The sequence below is a fragment of the Chondromyces apiculatus DSM 436 genome (genome assembly GCF_000601485.1).
GTDB lineage: Bacteria > Myxococcota_A > Polyangia > Polyangiales > Polyangiaceae > Chondromyces > Chondromyces apiculatus.
Genome location: NZ_ASRX01000110.1, coordinates 11,908 through 28,271, shown reverse-complemented (window position 1 = coordinate 28,271; position 16,364 = coordinate 11,908). Strand labels below are relative to the sequence as shown.

At 72.8% G+C, this 16,364-nt stretch carries 9 protein-coding genes; 5 read left to right on the top strand and 4 right to left on the bottom strand.

Annotated features, from left to right (window positions below; translation table 11 throughout):
* Positions 1–1,767, top strand: a 1,767-nt coding sequence (locus CAP_RS53045; protein ID WP_044251324.1) for a hypothetical protein, incomplete at its 5' end; no start/stop codon positions are given.
* Entirely contained in the window at positions 1,764–2,270 is a 507-nt protein-coding gene (locus tag CAP_RS40925) for a hypothetical protein (protein WP_044251292.1), read from the top strand. The genes CAP_RS53045 and CAP_RS40925, both read left to right, overlap by 4 nt.
* 93 nt (positions 2,271–2,363) lie before the next feature.
* On the opposite strand, the gene CAP_RS40920 is transcribed toward CAP_RS40925, so the two are convergent.
* Positions 2,364–5,213 (bottom strand): multiheme c-type cytochrome, encoded by a 2,850-nt coding sequence (locus CAP_RS40920; protein WP_044251289.1) that lies wholly within the window; start codon positions 5,211–5,213, stop codon positions 2,364–2,366.
* 126 nt (positions 5,214–5,339) lie between these two features.
* On the opposite strand from CAP_RS40920, the gene CAP_RS40915 reads away from it, so the two are divergent.
* Both CAP_RS40915 and CAP_RS40910 read left to right on the top strand, forming a co-directional pair.
* Positions 5,340–6,554: a serine/threonine-protein kinase gene (locus CAP_RS40915; RefSeq protein ID WP_156041613.1), complete on the top strand. Its 1,215-nt coding sequence runs from the start codon at positions 5,340–5,342 to the stop codon at positions 6,552–6,554.
* A gap of 325 nt (positions 6,555–6,879) precedes the next feature.
* A complete protein-coding gene (locus CAP_RS40910; RefSeq protein WP_156041612.1) occupies positions 6,880–7,116 on the top strand; it encodes a hypothetical protein in 237 nt (78 codons plus the stop codon).
* A gap of 176 nt (positions 7,117–7,292) precedes the next feature.
* On the opposite strand, the gene CAP_RS40905 is transcribed toward CAP_RS40910, so the two are convergent.
* From CAP_RS40905 to CAP_RS40895, 3 genes are read right to left on the bottom strand one after another with little or no spacing between them, the layout of a single operon-like run.
* Positions 7,293–10,460, bottom strand: coding sequence for a VWA domain-containing protein (locus CAP_RS40905; protein ID WP_231511998.1), 3,168 nt, complete (start codon positions 10,458–10,460; stop codon positions 7,293–7,295).
* On the bottom strand, positions 10,457–12,436 hold the full coding sequence (locus CAP_RS40900; protein WP_081865791.1) for a vWA domain-containing protein: 1,980 nt from the start codon (positions 12,434–12,436) through the stop codon (positions 10,457–10,459). Before CAP_RS40900 ends, CAP_RS40905 begins: the two co-directional genes overlap by 4 nt.
* Positions 12,437–12,449: 13 nt before the next feature.
* Positions 12,450–13,337: a DUF58 domain-containing protein gene (locus CAP_RS40895; protein ID WP_044251283.1), complete on the bottom strand. Its 888-nt coding sequence runs from the start codon at positions 13,335–13,337 to the stop codon at positions 12,450–12,452.
* A gap of 64 nt (positions 13,338–13,401) precedes the next feature.
* On the opposite strand from CAP_RS40895, the gene CAP_RS51620 reads away from it, so the two are divergent.
* Positions 13,402–16,332 carry a hypothetical protein gene (locus CAP_RS51620; RefSeq protein WP_044251280.1) on the top strand — a complete coding sequence of 977 codons (2,931 nt, stop codon included), beginning with the start codon at positions 13,402–13,404 and terminating at the stop codon, positions 16,330–16,332.
* Positions 16,333–16,364 lie beyond the last annotated feature (32 nt).

Genomic DNA, 16,364 nt, shown 5'->3' with positions numbered 1-16,364 from the left:
GGTGGGGCTGCCGTGGCGTGGCAGGTGCGGCAGGGGGCGCTGAGGCCCTGGGCGGCGGCGGGCGGAGTGCTGGGGGCGGCCGTGGGGGCCGCGGTGGCGCGGCGGCGGCGGTGGTCGGACACGAGCGTGGCGCTGTACCTGGATGGGCGGCTGCGGTCGAAGGAGACCATCGCGACGGCGCTGGAGCTGGAGCGGGATGAGGGGTCGGAGCCGGCGCGGGCAGTGGTCGTGTCGCAGGCGGAAGGGGTGCTCGGGAAGGCCACGGCGCGGGAGGTGCGGCCGCGGGTGTGGCGGGCGTGGCACGCGGCGATCCCGGTAGCGGCAGGGGCGATCGGGTATCTGAGCTGGATCCCGTTGCCTCCGGCGCCGGAAGGGGCGGCGGCGCCTCCAGGGGTGGAGCAGGTGCGGATCGCAGACCTGGCGGCGCTCGAACGGGTGATCCAGCTCGGGGAGGCGAGCGCGCGCGATGATGCGCAACGGGAGCGGCTGAAGAAGCTCGCGGAGGATGCGAAGAAGCTCCGGGACAAGCTGAAGAGCGGGGTGGAGAAGCGGGAGGCCCAGGCGGATCTGTCGAAGCTGCGCGATGGGATCATGGCGGAGCGGCTGTCGCTCGGGGAGGGCGAGGAGCGGCAGGGGATGGAGTCGGCGCTCGGGAAGCTCGGCGAGAATGCCGACCTGAAGGAGGCGGCGAAGGCGCTCGGGGATCGGGACATGGTCGATCTCGACGAGGCGATGGAGAGGCTCGCGAACCGGCTGGAGAAGGAAGACCGGGAGCGGGCGCAGAAGACGCTCGAAGAGGCGGAGAAGGCGGCGCGGGAGGCAGGGGGCAAGGGGGTCGCGAAGGCGCTGGAAGAGCAGCGGAAGCGGCTGGAAGAGCTGGGGAAGAAGTCGGACAAGCTGCGGGAGCTGGCGAAGTCGCTGGGGGAAGGGCTCGGCGCGGAGGGGCAGGAGGCGCTGAAGGGGATGGAGCAGCTCGGGGATCCCGAGTCGATGCAGCAGCTCGCGGAGAGCATGGAGAAGGCGCTGTCAGGGCTGAGCGCGGAGGAGCGGAAGCAGCTCGCCGAGAACCTGAAGAAGCAGGCGGAGGGGATGCCGGAAGGGGGGGCCGGTGGACCGCAGGAGGGGATGTCGCCGGAGGAGATGAAGGAGCTGGCGGAGCAGCTCGGGTCTGCGGAGGGGCTGGAGCAGCTCAAGGAGCAGCTCAAGGGGATGGCACAGGCGCCGCCGCCGGGGAGCGAGGAAGGAGAGCGGCAGAAGTCGCTGGATGGGGCGCAGGAGGGGACGGGGGAGATGGAAGGGCAGCTCGGGGGGCGGCCGATGCCGATGCCGGTCGCTGGCGGGCAGCAGGGCAGCGGGCAGCAGGGCAGCGGGCAGCAGGGGGGGCAGCAGGGCGGCGGGCAACAGGGGGGGCAGCAGGGGAATTCGGGTCAGGGGAGCGGCACGGGGAGTGGCGGCAAGGGGGGGAAGGATCAGGGCGGGGCGACACCCGGACACAGCGAGGGTGGGGGGCCAGGGAGTCACGAGGGGCAGACGGGGAAGGTGGCCGGGGGTGAGCTGCGGTCGCGGGCGAATGCGCGGATGAACAGGGGGGTACCGATGCCGGGGATGGTGCTGGGGAGGTCCGCAGGGCGGGCCGGGGAGACGGCGAACGTGCAAGGGGAAGGGGCGCTCGGGGTGGTGGGGCCCGACGAGGTGGGGGCGATCGACAGGAGCGAGGTACCCGAGGAGTACCGGGAGCAGGTCGGTCGGTACTTCCAGCCGAAATGAGGCGCATCTCCAGCTTGCCGCCGGATCCGCCGGATTTCGCCGAGACGGCGGGGCCGACGAGCCGACCGCCGCCAGGGACGCCCAACGTCCTGCGCTTCGGGCGACACACGATGTGGTTCGAGCCGCCGGACCTCTACGTGATCTCGCTCGATGGGATCCTGCGCGCCGAGGAGATCCTGCGGATGAAGGAGCTGACGCGCGACAGGTACATGCAAGCGTCGTACGTCCTCAACCTGATCCACCTGAACAGCGTGGGGATTCCATCGCCGGATACACGGAAGGTGGCGGCATCGGATCCAGGCAGGGCCATCCCGCAGGTCTTCGCGTTCGTGGGTGGGTCGTTCGCGACGCGGGTGGTGACGAGCGTGGTGCTGCGGGCCGCGAACCTGATCCGGCCAGGGATGATGACATTCGAGCTGTTCGACGACGAGGTGGAGGCGCGGGCGTGGATCGCCGAGCGCCGCAGGGAGATCCTGGAAGGGTCGAGCAGCGCGCCTCCCTGAGCCGGTGGGGCGCGGGGGGAGGACGCGACCCGTCCTGGATGTCGTGGGTGCGAGGGGCGCGCCTCCCTCGGTGAGAGGCGCGCATGCAGGGAGTCAACGCGCGCTGGTCTGTGTGGGGGATTTCGGCGAGGAGGAGGTCTCCGCCGAGGTGGACTTCGCGGAGGTAGCCGTCACCGGGGTGGGCTTGGCCGGCCTGGACTTCGACGGCGTGACCTTGGGGCGGTAGAAGAGGCGGCGCGACCGGATGGCCATCAGCACCATCATGGCGAGCATGGCCAGGCCCTTGGCGCTGGCGCTGGTGCTCGAGCTCTGGCCCTGGGTGTCGCAGCCGCAGCCGCTGTCCTCGGGGGGCTCGGCCGGAGGTGCGCCGCCTGCGCTGGAGGACGTGGTGCCCGCGCCGCCCGCGCCGCCTGCGCTGGAGGTGGTGGTGCCCGCGCCGCCCGCGCCGCCTGCGCCACCCGCGCCGCCTGCGCCGCCCTCGCCGCAGATGTTGGTGAGGGCGCAGCCGATGACCGGATCGCAGGTGTCGTCGGTGCAGGGGTCGCCGTCGTAGCAGAAGACCTGCGGGCCGGTGACGCACACGCCGAAGGCGCAGACCTCGGGGCCGCGACAGAGGTCCCCGTCCTCGCAGGGGAGGGTGTTGTTGTCGTAGACGCAGCCGAGCTGCGGGTCGCAGGCGTCGTCGGTGCAGGGGTTCTGGTCGTCGCAGGGGGGCATGCCGCCGCCCACGCAAGCGCCCGCCATGCAGGTGTCACCCGCGGTGCAGAGGTTGCCGTCCTCGCAGGGGGTGCCGTTGGGCTTTCCCTGGCAGGAGTCGGTGGCGAGCAAGGCCTGGGTCATGAGGACGGGGGCGGCGCCCGGCACGTCCTTGTTGTGGAGCCAGAGGTCCCAGAGGGTGTCGCCCCAGGCCCGGAGCTGGAGGAAGAAGGGGTCGGTCTGGGCGACGTAGGCCTCGGGTTCGCCGGAGGGGGTGGGAGAGGCGAGGGTGTCGCCATTGCCATTGATCTGGTCGCGGAGGAACTCGACGTATTCACGGCTGGTGGTCTGATAGTAGAGGGCAATGACCACCCGGTCGCCGCCGGGGGGCAAGGTGGTGGAGACGTCGTCGTGGCCGCCGGCGTATTCGGCGGAGGTGAAATACCCGGGCGATGCCGCGCCGGCCTGATGGGGCTCGGCTTGCCGGGCGGCGGCTTCGCCGATGCGGAAGCCGCGGGGGGGAATGCGGTTGTCCTTGTGCTTGCCGGTGGCGAGCACGAAGTGGAAGGTGTGGTCCTGGCCGGTGAGGGTGCTGCTGGAATGGGCTTCGTAGACGAGGGCGTCGTCGTAGCTCTGCGCGGCAGCGAGAGGGGGACTGTTCGGGGAGCCGGGGAGGCCGCGGAGGGTGCCGGTGGTGGTGTCGTACGGGTTGACCTCGTGGAGGAGGTTCGCGCCGCTGTAGAGCTTGATGTTGACGAACATCCGGCGGCCCTCGGGGTAGCCGGTGATGAGCTTGTGGCCGGTGTGGTTCTGGATGCGGAAGGAGACGGTGCCGTTCGCGGGGTCGTGGGCGACCTCCTGGATGGAGGCGGCGCGCTTGAGCTGGACGACGGCGCGGTTCGAGGCGGCGAGAAGGGCGAGGGGGTCGAGGGAGACGCCGGCGAGGAGGTCGAGGGTGAGCGTGGCAGGGCCCTGGTCGAGGAGGGCGGCGTTCTCGGGGTCGTAGTTGGGCGAGGTGGGGACGGTGCTCGCGAGCACGTAAGGGACGAAGGCGTTGCCGCCGGTGAGGTCGTGGACCCCCTGGCCGCCCTTGGGGTGCTCTTCGCTGTCGGTGGGGCGGATGGTGGGATTGAACTCGTCGCAGCCAGGGCCGGTGCGCTGGGGCATGTGGCAGTCCTGGCAGGCGGCGATGGCGTTGCCCGGGCGGGAGGTGACGAAATTGCCTGGCGCGAAGGTGCCGCTGCCGGGGGCGCCGCCGGGCAAGCCATAGTCGGAGAGCATGAACTCGGAGAAGGTGCGCTCGACGCCGTGGTAGGCGGACGCCGATTGTTGCTCGGTGGGGAGCACGGTGGTGCCGTCGCCAGGGGTCGCGTCGGCGAAGGCCTGGTTGGCGAGCGCCGGGTTGGAGACGTCGTGGCAGCTCGAACAGAAGAACTTGCTCTTGTGATAGCGGCTGTAATCGACGCCGTGGGGGGCGATGGCGTCGGCGTAGGGGCCGCGCTTGCGGTTGTCGGCGGAGACGACGTACTGGCCGCTCGCGTTCTCGGTGTAGCTGGCCTGGGCTGGGGCGTGGGTGGCGTCGTAGGCGGGCTCGCCGTTGAAGAGGGTGAGGTCGTCGACGGCGGCGATGTCGCGCGTGCGGGTCTGGTCGGCGGCGGTCTGGGAGGGGGTCGCGCCCTGTCCTGACTCGTCCCAGTAGCCGACCCAGTCGGAGCCTTCGCGGGTGCCGGCGGCGGTGGCCTCGAAGAAGGGGTCGACCATGCGGTGGCAGGTGTCGCACTGCACGCCGTCGAAGTCGGAGCCCACCATCATGCTGCCGTTCGCAGGGTCGGAGCGGCCCTGGAGCCAACCGCGGGACATGTGGCAGCGCTCGCAGATGTCGGCGGCGTTGGGGCGGCCGAAGGCCCAGATGGAGTCCTGGGCGGCCACGGTCATGGCGGCCCAGAAGAAGGGGTCGCGCGCGGCCTGGGCCATCATCGAGCCGCGCCAGGTGAAGCCGGACTCGATGTTGGGATCGAACGAGCCGTGGCAGTTGAGGCAGGACTGGGAGTCTTCGAGCATCACCTGCTGCGCGGGCTGCGTGCCTGGCATGTGGACCAGGGGATCGTCCTCGACCGGGAGCGGGGTCCAGGCCCACGCGGCCACCGGCGCGATCGCCGCGATCGTCGCGATCGTCAGCGAACGTGCCAGTGCGCCTCCCAGTCCACCGAGGCGTCTCTTCGAGGTGCCGCGCCTACCCTGCTGCATGACCGGCGAGGGTATCACCGAGGCTGGTCTCGGGAACACTCACTGCGGGAGCCTCGCGGTGCGACGGTTCTGGTGTACGCTGCCGCCGCGCTCGTGATTGGACACATCCTCGACGGTCGGTACGAAATGTTGCGCCCCATCGGGGGCGGGGGCATGGGATCCGTGTACGAGGCGCGTCACCGGGGGACCGGACGACGCGTCGCGGTGAAGGTGCTGAGCGGCTCGTTTCTCCGGAACGAGTCGGTGCTGACGCGGTTCCAGCGCGAGGCCAAGGCGGCGGGATCGATCCAGTCGCAGTACATCACCGAGGTGCTCGACACGGGCGTGGACCCGACGACCGGGCAGCCGTACATCGTGATGGAGCACCTCGACGGCGAGGACCTCGGTCAGGCGCTCCACCGGGTGAAGGTGCTGTCGCCGGACACCGCGTTGCGCATCGCGGCACAGACGACGCTGGGGCTCTCGCGGGCGCACGAGGCGCGGGTCATTCACCGGGACATCAAGCCTGGGAACCTGTTCCTGGCGCGGCGCGAGAGCGGTGAGCTGACGCTGAAGATCTGTGACTTCGGGGTCGCGAAGATCGTGGCCGACAGGCTGCAGGACATCGAGAAGAGCGGGCTTACCCAGACCGGGAGCGTGCTCGGGTCGCCGCTCTACATGTCGCCGGAGCAGGCGCGCGGGAACAAGGACATCGATCCGCGCAGCGATCTGTGGTCGCTCGGGATCGTCCTCTACCAGATGCTCTCGGGGCGCAGGCCGCACGAGGACATCGACGCGCTGGGGGAGCTGATCATCGCCATCTGCAGCGAGCCGCCGCGGCCCCTGCAGGACGTGGCGCCCTGGGTGCCGCCCGAGGTGGCCGCGGTGGTGCACGGAGCGCTGCACTTCGAGCCCGCGCGGAGGTTCCAGAGCGCGGCCGAGATGCTGGAGGCGATGCGCCCCCTCCTGCAGAACGGCTGGTCCCTCGACGCCTCGATGATCCTCCCGATCTCCGAGGGGGAGCGGCTCGTGGTGGCGCCGAGGCTCGACCTGACGGCGGCCGAGGCGGCCATGCAGGGCGCGACGCCGGCCATTTCGCTGGACGGGCAGCGCTCACCGTTCGCCTCGGGGCCCGATTTCCGGGGCTCGAACGCGAACCTGGAGCCCACCATCGCCGAGGCTCCGCTCACCGACCTGATACGGACGCCGGGATCGCCCTCGGCTCTGTCGGCGCCCGCGGCCGTGCCCGGCGTGGAGCGTGCCCCCACCGGAGGGCGGGCTCGCGCAGTGCTGTGGCTGATGCTCCTGCTCCTCGCGGGTCTGATCGTGGTGCTCGCAGTGCTCCTCAAGAGCCGCGGGTGATGCACGAGACATAGGCCGCGTTGCGCACGAACGTGCGATGCGCGGGGCGGATTTGCGTCTTTCGCGCGGATGACCAGGACGAGGAGGAAAACCTCAGAGGTGGGGAGGGAATGGCCTGAAGTGTTGTCCGCGACCCACCGCACGTGAGCCGCTCTGCGGTCAAATTCGAAGCAAATTAGTTGCGCAAAACCGTATGGCCAGCCATATTGACAATGGCATCACCAGCGCAATTTTACTGATCTGCACGCCAAGCGATTCAGCAGATCGAATAGGGTCATGCCCGACACCATTCCGGATGGGACGCATGATCTGTTAGCGGGCAGGGGTGAGAACCCTGACCCTGGAGGCGACTGTGACCCCCACGAGCGAGCGCATTGACCAGGCATTCTCTATCGTCACCCCCAGCGGACCGGTGCGTGTGCAAGGCCGCATCGAGGCCATGAGGCGGGGTGAGGAAGTGAGCCGCAAGACGGAGAGCTGCGTGGAGGTGGTGCGCGATGATGGGCGGCTCACGTTCATCTTCTGGGACGGCATGCTTCAGGGCTGCGTCCAGAAGCGGTGAGCGCGGCGAACACCGTTTCCCAGGTTCGTCCCTGATCCTCGGCTCGACCTTCCAGCGAAGTCACGGGGGTAGCGACCATCGGGAGCGTAGGGACCGCAGGTCCCTGAATTGCCGTACGCAGTACCGACCAGCGGGAGCGTAGGGACCGCAGGTCCCTGAATTGCCGTACGCAGTACTTACTCTGACCTTCCGCGGCGACGGGCGAGGATTCTCTCGGCGGCGGTCAGGGTGCGCATCTCTGGCTGAGCAGCGGTGGGCGGTTGCGCCGCGGTCGGCGGAGGTGCACCTGTCGGCGCGATGGGCGCGGGAGGCGGCATGGCAGCTTGCCCGTGAGGGGCGTGCTGGCCGCTGCTCCAGCCAGGGTTGGGAGGGGCAGGAGCGGTCGGCGGTGGGCGCACCGGGGGCGGGGCGTGGGGGACGGGGGCGGCGCGGGTGCGCTCACGGGCGGCGAGGAGCGCGCCCACTGTGGCCTCGGAGCCTGACATGCCTCCGGCGAGGGCCGGAGAAGGGCGGAGGCTGGCGAGGGTGGTGCGGAGGCGGGCGGGGAGCGCGGCGACGGCCTCGGGGAGCGCCAGACGGCGCGCGGCGACGGCCAGGAGCAGCCCGAAGGCGGCGAGGAGCACGAGGGTGGGGGTCGCGTCGCGGTACGAGAAGCGGCGCGCGGCGCGGTCGGCGAAGATGCCTGCGAGGGTGTCGCGCCGCTTGCCGCCGGTGAGCTCCGCGATGCGCGCGAGCAGGCCGAGGTCGCTGCCGGTGGGGCGCAGCTCCTCGCCGGCCGTCATCACCGCGCCCGTGGTGCCGAGGGCGTCGCCGCTCAGCTCGTCGCGCGCCACGGCGATGTAGGTGCCGGGACGGGAGAGGGGGAGGGTCGCGGCGTAGGCGCCTGCGCCGGAGGCTTCGAGGGGCATCTCGTGGGAGATGCCGTCCGGACCTGCGACGTGCACGAGGAGCCTGCGGAAGGACTGGGCGCGGCCGTCGTCGCCGACCACGGTGGCGCGGACGTGCAGCTCGCCCCCGGCGGCGTCGGCTTCGAGGCGCACGCGGGCGTCTTCCTCCTTGCGGGAGACGTCGCGGGCTGTCTGGGCGATGAGACGTGCGGCGCCTGGCCAGCGCGTCCAGGCGGCGCCCCAGCGGGACTTGAGGTCGCTGGTGAAGGTGGCGGCGCGGCCGACGCCTGCAGGCCAGGTGGCGAGGAGAGGATCGCCGTCGGGGCCGGTCAGCGCGACGGTGGCGCGGCCCTTGGGGATGGTGACGACGTAGCCCTTGAGCGCCGGGGCGGCGCCGAAGTCGATGCCGGCCGTGATGGGGGAAGGTGAGCCCTTGCCCGCCTGGAAGGGCGTCTCCACGACCGCGGAGCGCGCGGCGAGCACGGTCTCCTGGGCGAAGACGGCGGGCAGGCGGGAGGCGTCCTCGACGAGGTAGAAGCGGCCGCCGCCGGTGCGGGAGAGCACCTCCAGGTCGGGGACGTCGCCGCCGTTGCCGAGGGCGACGACGGTGGTGGTGATGCCGCGGCGCAGGGCGCTGTCGGCCATGGCGCGGCAGGGGGCCATGTTCTCGGCGTCGGAGCCGTCGGCGAAGAGGATGACGTGCTTGAGGTTGACCTTGACCTTGTCGAGCTCGGCGTAGGCGGCGGCGAGGGTGATGTCGACGAGGATGCCCCCGCCCCCGGGGCCCACGGCGCGGATGGCGCGGTCGATGGCGCCCTTGTCGGTGACGGGGCGCAGGGGGACGCTCCACTTCACCACGGTGTCCACGTGCGCGACCCCGAGCATGTCGCCGCCGCCGAGCAGGGCGGCGGAGCGCGCGGCGGCCTCGTTGGCGAGTTCGAGCTTGGTGTGGGCGCCGGCGCTGGCGCCCATGGAGCCGGAGATGTCGATGCCGATGACCTCGGCCAGGCTGCCTCGTTTGTGCTCCTGCTTGAGGTCGAAGGAGACGGGGGAGATCTCCTCGATGGGGGTGCGCGCGTAGCCTCCGGGGCCGAAGCTCCGGTCGCCGCCCATCAGGATCAGGCCGCCGCCGAGGTCGCGGACGTAGCTCGCCAGGGCGTCGATCTGGGTGGTGGAGAGGTCGGGGGCGCGGATGTCGCTGAGCACCACCACGTCGTAGGCGGCGAGCCCGCCGAGATCGGCGGGGACCTGGGTGGGGCCGCCCTCTTCCACGTGGAAGGCCGCCTCGCGGAGCGCGCTCGCGATGAACGCGCCCTGGCCCGGGTCGCCCTCCAGGACCAGCGCCAGCGCCTGGCCGCGCACGCGCACGAAGGCGCTCCCGGCGTTGTCCTCTGCGGCCTGGTCGAGGCGGGTGTCCTTCGCGGAGATCTCCACGTCGTAGCGGTGGAGGCCCGGGCCGGGGGCCTTCTCCCGGATGCGCAGCACGTCTTCGCCCGCGCCGATGGTGGCCTCGGCCCTGGAGACGAGCACGCCGTCCCGGCGGAGGCGCACCTCGACCTCGGCTGGCTCGGGCGACGAGGTGACCAGGCGCAGGTCGAACGCCTCGCCCTCGTCGGCGCGCCCGGGCGCGCGCAGCGCCACCACGCGGATGTCGGGGACCACCCGCTGTTCGAGCGGGATCACGTCCACGGGCAGGCCGATGGCGAGCGCGGCGGCGGCCGCGGCCATGGTATCTCCGCGGGTGGCCACGCCGTCGCTGAGGAGGACCACCCGCGCGGCGCTGTCGGAGGGGATCTCCGCGAGGGCGCGGCGCAGGCCGGCGGCGATGTCGGTGCCGTCACGGCCGAGGACGACGCGCTGGGGGGCTGCCAGCTCGGACTTCGGGCGCGGCGGGTCCTCGGTGGCAGCGTCGGCGGCGAAGGCGATGACGCCGATGCGGTCGTCCTCGCGCATGCCCAGCTCGGCGACCGACAGCTCCTGCTGCATGCGCTGCTCGGCGGCGGGCACGAGGTCGATGGAGCGGCTGCGGTCGACGGCGACGAGGAGTGTGAGGCGGTCGAGAGGGCGCCCGATCTCGGGGCCGGCGACGGCCATGGCGGCGGTGAAGGCGGCGCCCGCGGTGAGCAGGTCCCCGAGGCGGCTGCGCCACTTGCCCTGCCGCGCCGCGTGCGTGGACTGCCCGAGCCGGAAGGCCACGAACGCGGTGCTGAAGAGCACCAGCAGCGCGGCCGAGGGGCGGGCGAGGCGCAGGTAGCTCTCGTGGAGCACGGCGCACCAGACCAGGCCCACGTAGAGCGCAGGCAGCGCGCCGAGCACCATACCGACGAGGAGGATGGGGCGACGGTGGACGCCCGCCTTGAAGGCGGCGCGGAGGAGCCACCCGAAGACGAGCACGCCGACGACGAGCGCGGCGTACGGCGCGTAGCGCATGGCCGAGGGGGGGATGAGGCCGCTCACGCGGGCTTCCTCCGGGGCGCGCGGGTGAAGTACCAGACGTCGGCGAGGAGGAACCCGAGCGCCACCAGGGCGAGCACCCAGCCCCACTCGGTGTGCCCCTCGGGCATCGCCCCCGCCGGCGAGACCACCACCTCGCCGCCTGCCTTCACGTCGAGCGCGCGCGGGGTGAGGTCGCTCTCGGCGGCGCTGGTCAGGTTGACGGGCACCACTTCGCTCCCGGCCTGAGGGCCTCCCCAGGTGACGCGGTACAGGCCGACCCGAGGCGTCTCGGCCACCACCGCGAGCCCGCCGCGGAGCGACGCCTCGACGGGCTCGCCGGAGGGGCCGAGCACCTCCAGCGCCTCGGCGCTCGCGGGGAGGGCCACGCGCATCGGCTCACCGGCGCGGGTCGGACCGTTGACGCCCTGGGCGCGGTGGGCGCGCGCCTGCTCCAGGAGGTTCCTGGTGAAGAGCACGAAGGAGGCCTTGAGCGGCCAGTCGCTGTCGCCCACGTCGAAGCCGAGCAGCGTGCCGGTGCGGCTGCTGGTGGAGATGTCGGTCACCACCACGCCTTCCTGGGTGCGCACCAGCTCCTGGGTGGGGCCCTCGGGCTTGAGGGCGCGCGCCTTGCCGAGGTGCACGCCGTCGAGCGACAGGAAGCGCATGCGCGGGTCCGCGGCCTCCCACGAGGTGAAGGTGGGGCGCTCGATGACGCGCCCCACCATGGTGCCGAAGCACTTGCCGGGCGGCGGGTCGACGATGAGCAGGTCTCCACCTGGGGTGTTCGGGGGGCATGCGCCGTTCACCACCACGAACGTGTCGACGTCGAGGCGCGCCGAGGCGAGGGTGTCGAGGGTGCCGCTCGTGACCGTGGTCATGGGGTCGGCGGCGAGCGCGCGCTCCAGCCAGGAGGAGTTGCCGGACGCGCTGGCCACGTACACCGGCAGCTTGTCGCCGGCCGGCACCCGGCTGTACGCCACGTCGTCGACCGGCAGCGCGTCCCGCGGCGACAGCTCGAAGAGCAGGCCGCGCCGGTGGTCTCCGGGGGTGGCGTTGAAGGTGAGCACCACCGGCAGCCGCTCTCCCGGCTGCACCAGCACCCGGCGCGAGGCGAGCACGTCGGAGGCGTTCTCCTGCCGCATGGTCACGTACAGGTCCCGCGGGTGCTGGCCGAAGTTCGCGACCACCAGGAATCCCTGCACCTCCTCGCGCTCCGTGCCCGGCGCTGTGCCCGAGCGGACGTCGACGCGCACGATGCCGGTGTTCTCCACCGGACCGCCGACCGTGATCACCTCGATCGGCATGGACCCGCCCGCGAGCGGCGCGGGTCGCGCCAGGTTGCCGTCGGTCAGCACCACCACCCGGCGGGAACCCCCGAGCTGACGCAGCCGGTCGACGGCGAGGGCCACCGCGGCGCCCAGGTCTCCCTCCACGTCACGCGCGTTCACCCGGTCGAGGGCCGCCTTCACCCGCACCAGGTCCCTGTCGAGGGGCGCGACCACCCGCGCGTCGCGCGCCGCCTCCAGCACCATCACGTCGCTCCCTGGCGCGAGCGACGACAGGAGGTCCCGCGCCACCTGCCTGGCGAGCGCGATGCGCGTGCTCTGCTCTCCCGTCGGCGAGGGCGAGGCCGCCGCCATGGACGCGCTCGCGTCGATGACCAGCGCCACGTGGTCGCCGGTCAGCTCGCGCCCACGGCTCGCGGGCCGGGCCAGGGCCAGGGCCAGCAGACAGAGCGCCAGCGCCTGGAGGATCAGCGGGATCTGCGCGATGAGCTTCCGGAAGGGCGCGCGCGCCATCAGGTCGCGCTGCGCCGCTGCCCAGAGCCAGGTCGACGCCACCCGCCGACGCTCACGCTTGATCTTGAGGATGTAGAGCACCACCAGCGGGACCAGCAGCGCGAGCAGCCACATCCCCGCCGGCTTGAGCAAGGTGAGTGCCGTGCCCCCAGCGGCGGCCGCCTGCGCCGCCTGCGCCGCCTGCGCCGCCTGCGCCATGGGAGGCATCACTTCAGTCCACGCTCCGTGCCACGAAGCGGCGCACCACCCCTTCGAGCGGCTCGTCGGTCCGTGCCCGCACGTACGTCGCCCGGTGCTTGCGCGCGAACGCCCGCAGCTCCGCGCACAGCCCCGCGAAGCGCTGCATGTAAGCCTCGATCGCCGAGGCATCCAGGGTGACCTCGACGAGCGCCCCGGTCTCCGCGTCCTCCAGCGTCCAGTCGCCCTCCATCTGCGGCTCCATCTCCTCCGGCGCCACCACCTGGACGAGCGCCACGTCGTGTCCCGCCTGCACCGCGCGGCCCAGCGCCGCGGTCACCGGTCCCGGGTCGAAGAAATCCGAGAGCGCCACCAGCATCCCCGGCCGCGGGCTGCGCTGGACCACGCTGTCGACGGCCCGCGCCAGGTTGGTCCCGCCCGACGCCGTGAGCCCCGTGAGCCCCCGGAGCAGCCCCGCGAGCCCCCCGCGCCCTCGCGACGGCGCCATCTCCCGCGCGATCCCCTCCCCTGCCAGGAAGAGCTGCGCGCGCTCGGACCTGGCGAGCGCCATGTACCCGATCGCCGCCGAGAGCCGCCGCACCGCATCGAGCTTCGACGGCTCCCCCACCCCGAGCGACGCCGAGGTGTCGCTCACGAGCCGCACGATCACGTCTTCTTCCGCGCGGAAGAGCTTCAGCACCGGCTCGCCGGTGCGCGCGTACGCCCCCCAGTCGATGCGCCGCATGTCGTCGCCTGGCGCGTAGGCCCGGTGCTCCTGGAACTCCGCGGAGCTGCCCTTGCGCCGGGCCAGGTGCTCGCCTCCGCCCCCCGAGCGGGCGCGGATCTCCAGGCGCCGCCGGAGCACCTCCAGCTCCCGGATGAAGCTCGGGCCGAGCAGAGGTTCGGGCTTCTCGGCGACCATGTGCACCGCCAGTAAACCCGGTTCTCGCGAGAGGAGCCAGCGGCCGGTATGATCCCGCTCTCCAATGCCTGAGCGGATCGTCGTCAGCTTCCGGGGAGTCGCGGCCGCCGAAGGGGCCGTGACGGGCGCACCTCCCTCGCCTGCCGCCTTCATGTCCGGCTCCGGCGATGCGCCGCGCCCGGTCAGCCTCTCGGGAGCGGCGACCTACCTGAACCAAGCGCTCTCCTTCAAGCAACGCGCCGAGGCCCTCGGTGCCACCCTCTGCTCCTGGGGTGCGCAGACCTTCTCGTTCGCGCTCGGCCCCGACGAGCTGGAGGAGGCCGTCTCCCTCGCCATCCAGGCGGCCGACGACCCTGGTGTCCTGCCCGCCCACCGCTTCGCCGTCGGCATCGCCCAGGGCGAGATGACCCCCGCCGGCGAGTGGGGCCGCCAGGCCGTGCTCTCCTGGGGTCAGCCCTTGCTCGCCGCCGTCGCCCTCGCCTTCATCGGTGCTCCCGGCGAGGTCCTCGTCGATCCTGCCCTCCCTGCTGCCCGCTCCGGCGAGCTGCTCCTCAGCCGCCTCCGCCGGGGCCGTCAGGATGGACGCCCCGTCCGCGGCCTGCGCCTCGACACCCGCCAGCCCTTCCGGCGCATCGCCGCCGAGGCGGTGGGCAAGCTCCGGGTGCCCCTGCTCGTCGGTGCCTCCCCTGCCCTGGACCTCCTCGCCCTGCCCGCGGGCACGGTCGGCATCCTCCGCGCCGGCCGCGGCATGGGCGGGACCCGCGCCCTCACCGAGCTTGCCCAGCGCACCGCCCCTGGCCGCGCGCTCCTCATCGCCCCCCAGGGCGCCTCCCGGGAACCCCTCGGCGCCCTTCGACGCGCGCTCAGCCGTGCCTCCGTGGCCACCCCTCCGCTGCCGCGCCGCCTCGAAGAGGCCCTCTCCCACCTCGTGGCGGGCGAAGGCGCCGACCTCTGGACCACCGCCGAGCTGCTCGAAGCCTGGATCACGCCCGAGAGCGCCGACGGCGTCCCGCCCGGGCTCATCCTCGTCGACGACGCGAGCGAGGTCGACCCCTGGTCCCTCGGCGCCATCGCCGCCGCCATTGGCCGCCGCCGCGCCGCGCGCGCCATCGCCCGCCTCGACACCAGCGAAGCGCTCCCCCCCGCGCTCGCCAGCGCCCCCGTCGGCACCAGGCGATCCCTCGACCCCCTGTCCGCGAGCGAGGCGGAAGATCTCACCCGCGCCCTCTTCGGCGGCGCGATCACCGCCTCCGCCGCGCGCCGCTGGGCACGCCTCGGGCGCGGTACCCCGCTCGGCGTGCGCGAAGCCGTCTGCGATGGCCTGGAACTCGGCGCTCTCCGCTGGGTGGATGACGTCGCCGTCCCCCGTTCCCACGCGGCTGGCCGCCGCGATGCACACCGCAGGACCGGCATGCGCCACGCGCACGACCCGACGCACGCCGCAGGTGCCGCAGGTGCCGCAGGTGCCGCAAACGCCGCAGGTGCCGCAAACGCCGCAGGTGCCGCAAACGCCGCAGGTGCCGCAAACGCCGCAAGCGCCGCAAGCGCCGCAAGCGCCGCAAGCGCCGCAGGTGCCGCAGGTGCCGCAGGTGCCGCAGGTGCCGCAAACGCCGCAAGCGCCGCAAGCGCCAGAGGACCCGTGCGTGCGACTGATGGAGCGCCCGTGAGCGCGGCCCCGAGGAGCGCGCGTGACACCGATCCCTCGGTGACGTCCGTTGCGGCGCACGCCTGGCTCGTGCGGCGCCTCTGCCGCCTGGGTGCTGCCCCGCACGCGACGCTCACCGCCCTGGCGCTCCTCGGAGGCGAAGCGCCCGACCGCGCCGTGACCGAGCTCGCCACGGCCATGGCAGGCTCCGAAGCCCGCATCGCCTCCGTCGAGCGCATCCTCACCGAGGGCTGCTGGGTCACCCGCCCCGAAGCCCGCTGGCTCACCCTCACCTCCCGCACCCTCCGCGACGTCATCCTCGACGCCATCCCCCACGCCGACCGCGACCGCTGGCACGCCGCGACCGCCCGCGCCATCCGCCGCCACGGCGGCCCCCTCGCCCTCGCCGACGCCGCCTGGCACGCCGCCCAGGCCCACGAAGGCCGCGCCGCCTCCGAGCTCGCCAACCGCGCCGCCAGCGCTGCCAGCCGCGCCTTGCTCGAGACCGCCGAGGCCGAGCTGCTCGCCTTCGCCGCCGATCAGGAAGCCACCGGCGAGGGCGTGCCCCTCGAAGACGACACGGACACCGGGACCTCGCCGCCCACCTACCGCATGCCGCCCCTGGCCATCGCCGAGCTGCTCGACACGCCCTCGTCCAGCACCTTCACGCCTCCGAGCGTCGCGTACCGCGCCCGCCAGGACACCTTGCCCGAGGGACAGCTCCCTTCCTCCACCCGCCCGCGCGCCCTGACCGCCCCGCCCATTCCTCCCGCGCCCCCCACCCTCACCCGCGTGGAGAGCGCCGAGGACACGGGCCCTCCCACCTCACCGTTCGCCGTCAACCTCCCCGAGCTGGACCCCCTGGCCACCACCACCCGCTCTCCCGTCATGTCCCCCGTCACGCTCGGCGACCAGCTCGCGGAGCTCGCCAGGGACGCCCTCGTGCACGGCAAGCTCGACGGCATCGACGCCGTCCTCACCGAGCTGAGACGCCTCGGAACCCACACCGATCTCGTCGACCGCGTGAGCGCCATCGTCGCCCTCGGCCGCGGCGCCAAGGGCGACGCCCTCCGGCAGCTCCGCACCGCCGCCGAGGCCGAGCAACCTCCCGCGAAGAAGGCCCGCGCCCTCCTCGCCTACGCCGTCGCGCTCGCCACTGCGGGCCGCACCGCTCCCTCCCTGCTCACCGCCCTCTCCGCCCTCGCCTGCGCCCGCGAGGCTTCCGACGCGCGTGGCGAGGTTGCCTGCGCGCGCTTCCTCGATCACCTGTACACCGCGTCGGGCCATGGTGACGCGGCATCCACCTGGAGCGACGTCGCCACGGGCGCTGCCCTCCGCAGGGCGGATTGAGTTTGACACGCTCGCCCGGGCCGACGAAAACG

What these genes read in the sequence shown, in the direction of transcription:
- CAP_RS40925 (WP_044251292.1), top strand. Translation starts at nt 1,764, where the DNA reads ATGAGGCGCATCTCCAGCTTGCCGCCGGATCCGCCGGATTTCGCCGAG.
- CAP_RS40920 (WP_044251289.1), bottom strand. Translation starts at nt 5,213, where the DNA reads ATGCAGCAGGGTAGGCGCGGCACCTCGAAGAGACGCCTCGGTGGACTG.
- CAP_RS40915 (WP_156041613.1), top strand. Translation starts at nt 5,340, where the DNA reads ATGTTGCGCCCCATCGGGGGCGGGGGCATGGGATCCGTGTACGAGGCG.
- CAP_RS40900 (WP_081865791.1), bottom strand. Translation starts at nt 12,436, where the DNA reads ATGGCGCAGGCGGCGCAGGCGGCGCAGGCGGCGCAGGCGGCCGCCGCT.
- CAP_RS40895 (WP_044251283.1), bottom strand. Translation starts at nt 13,337, where the DNA reads ATGGTCGCCGAGAAGCCCGAACCTCTGCTCGGCCCGAGCTTCATCCGG.
- CAP_RS51620 (WP_044251280.1), top strand. Translation starts at nt 13,402, where the DNA reads ATGCCTGAGCGGATCGTCGTCAGCTTCCGGGGAGTCGCGGCCGCCGAA.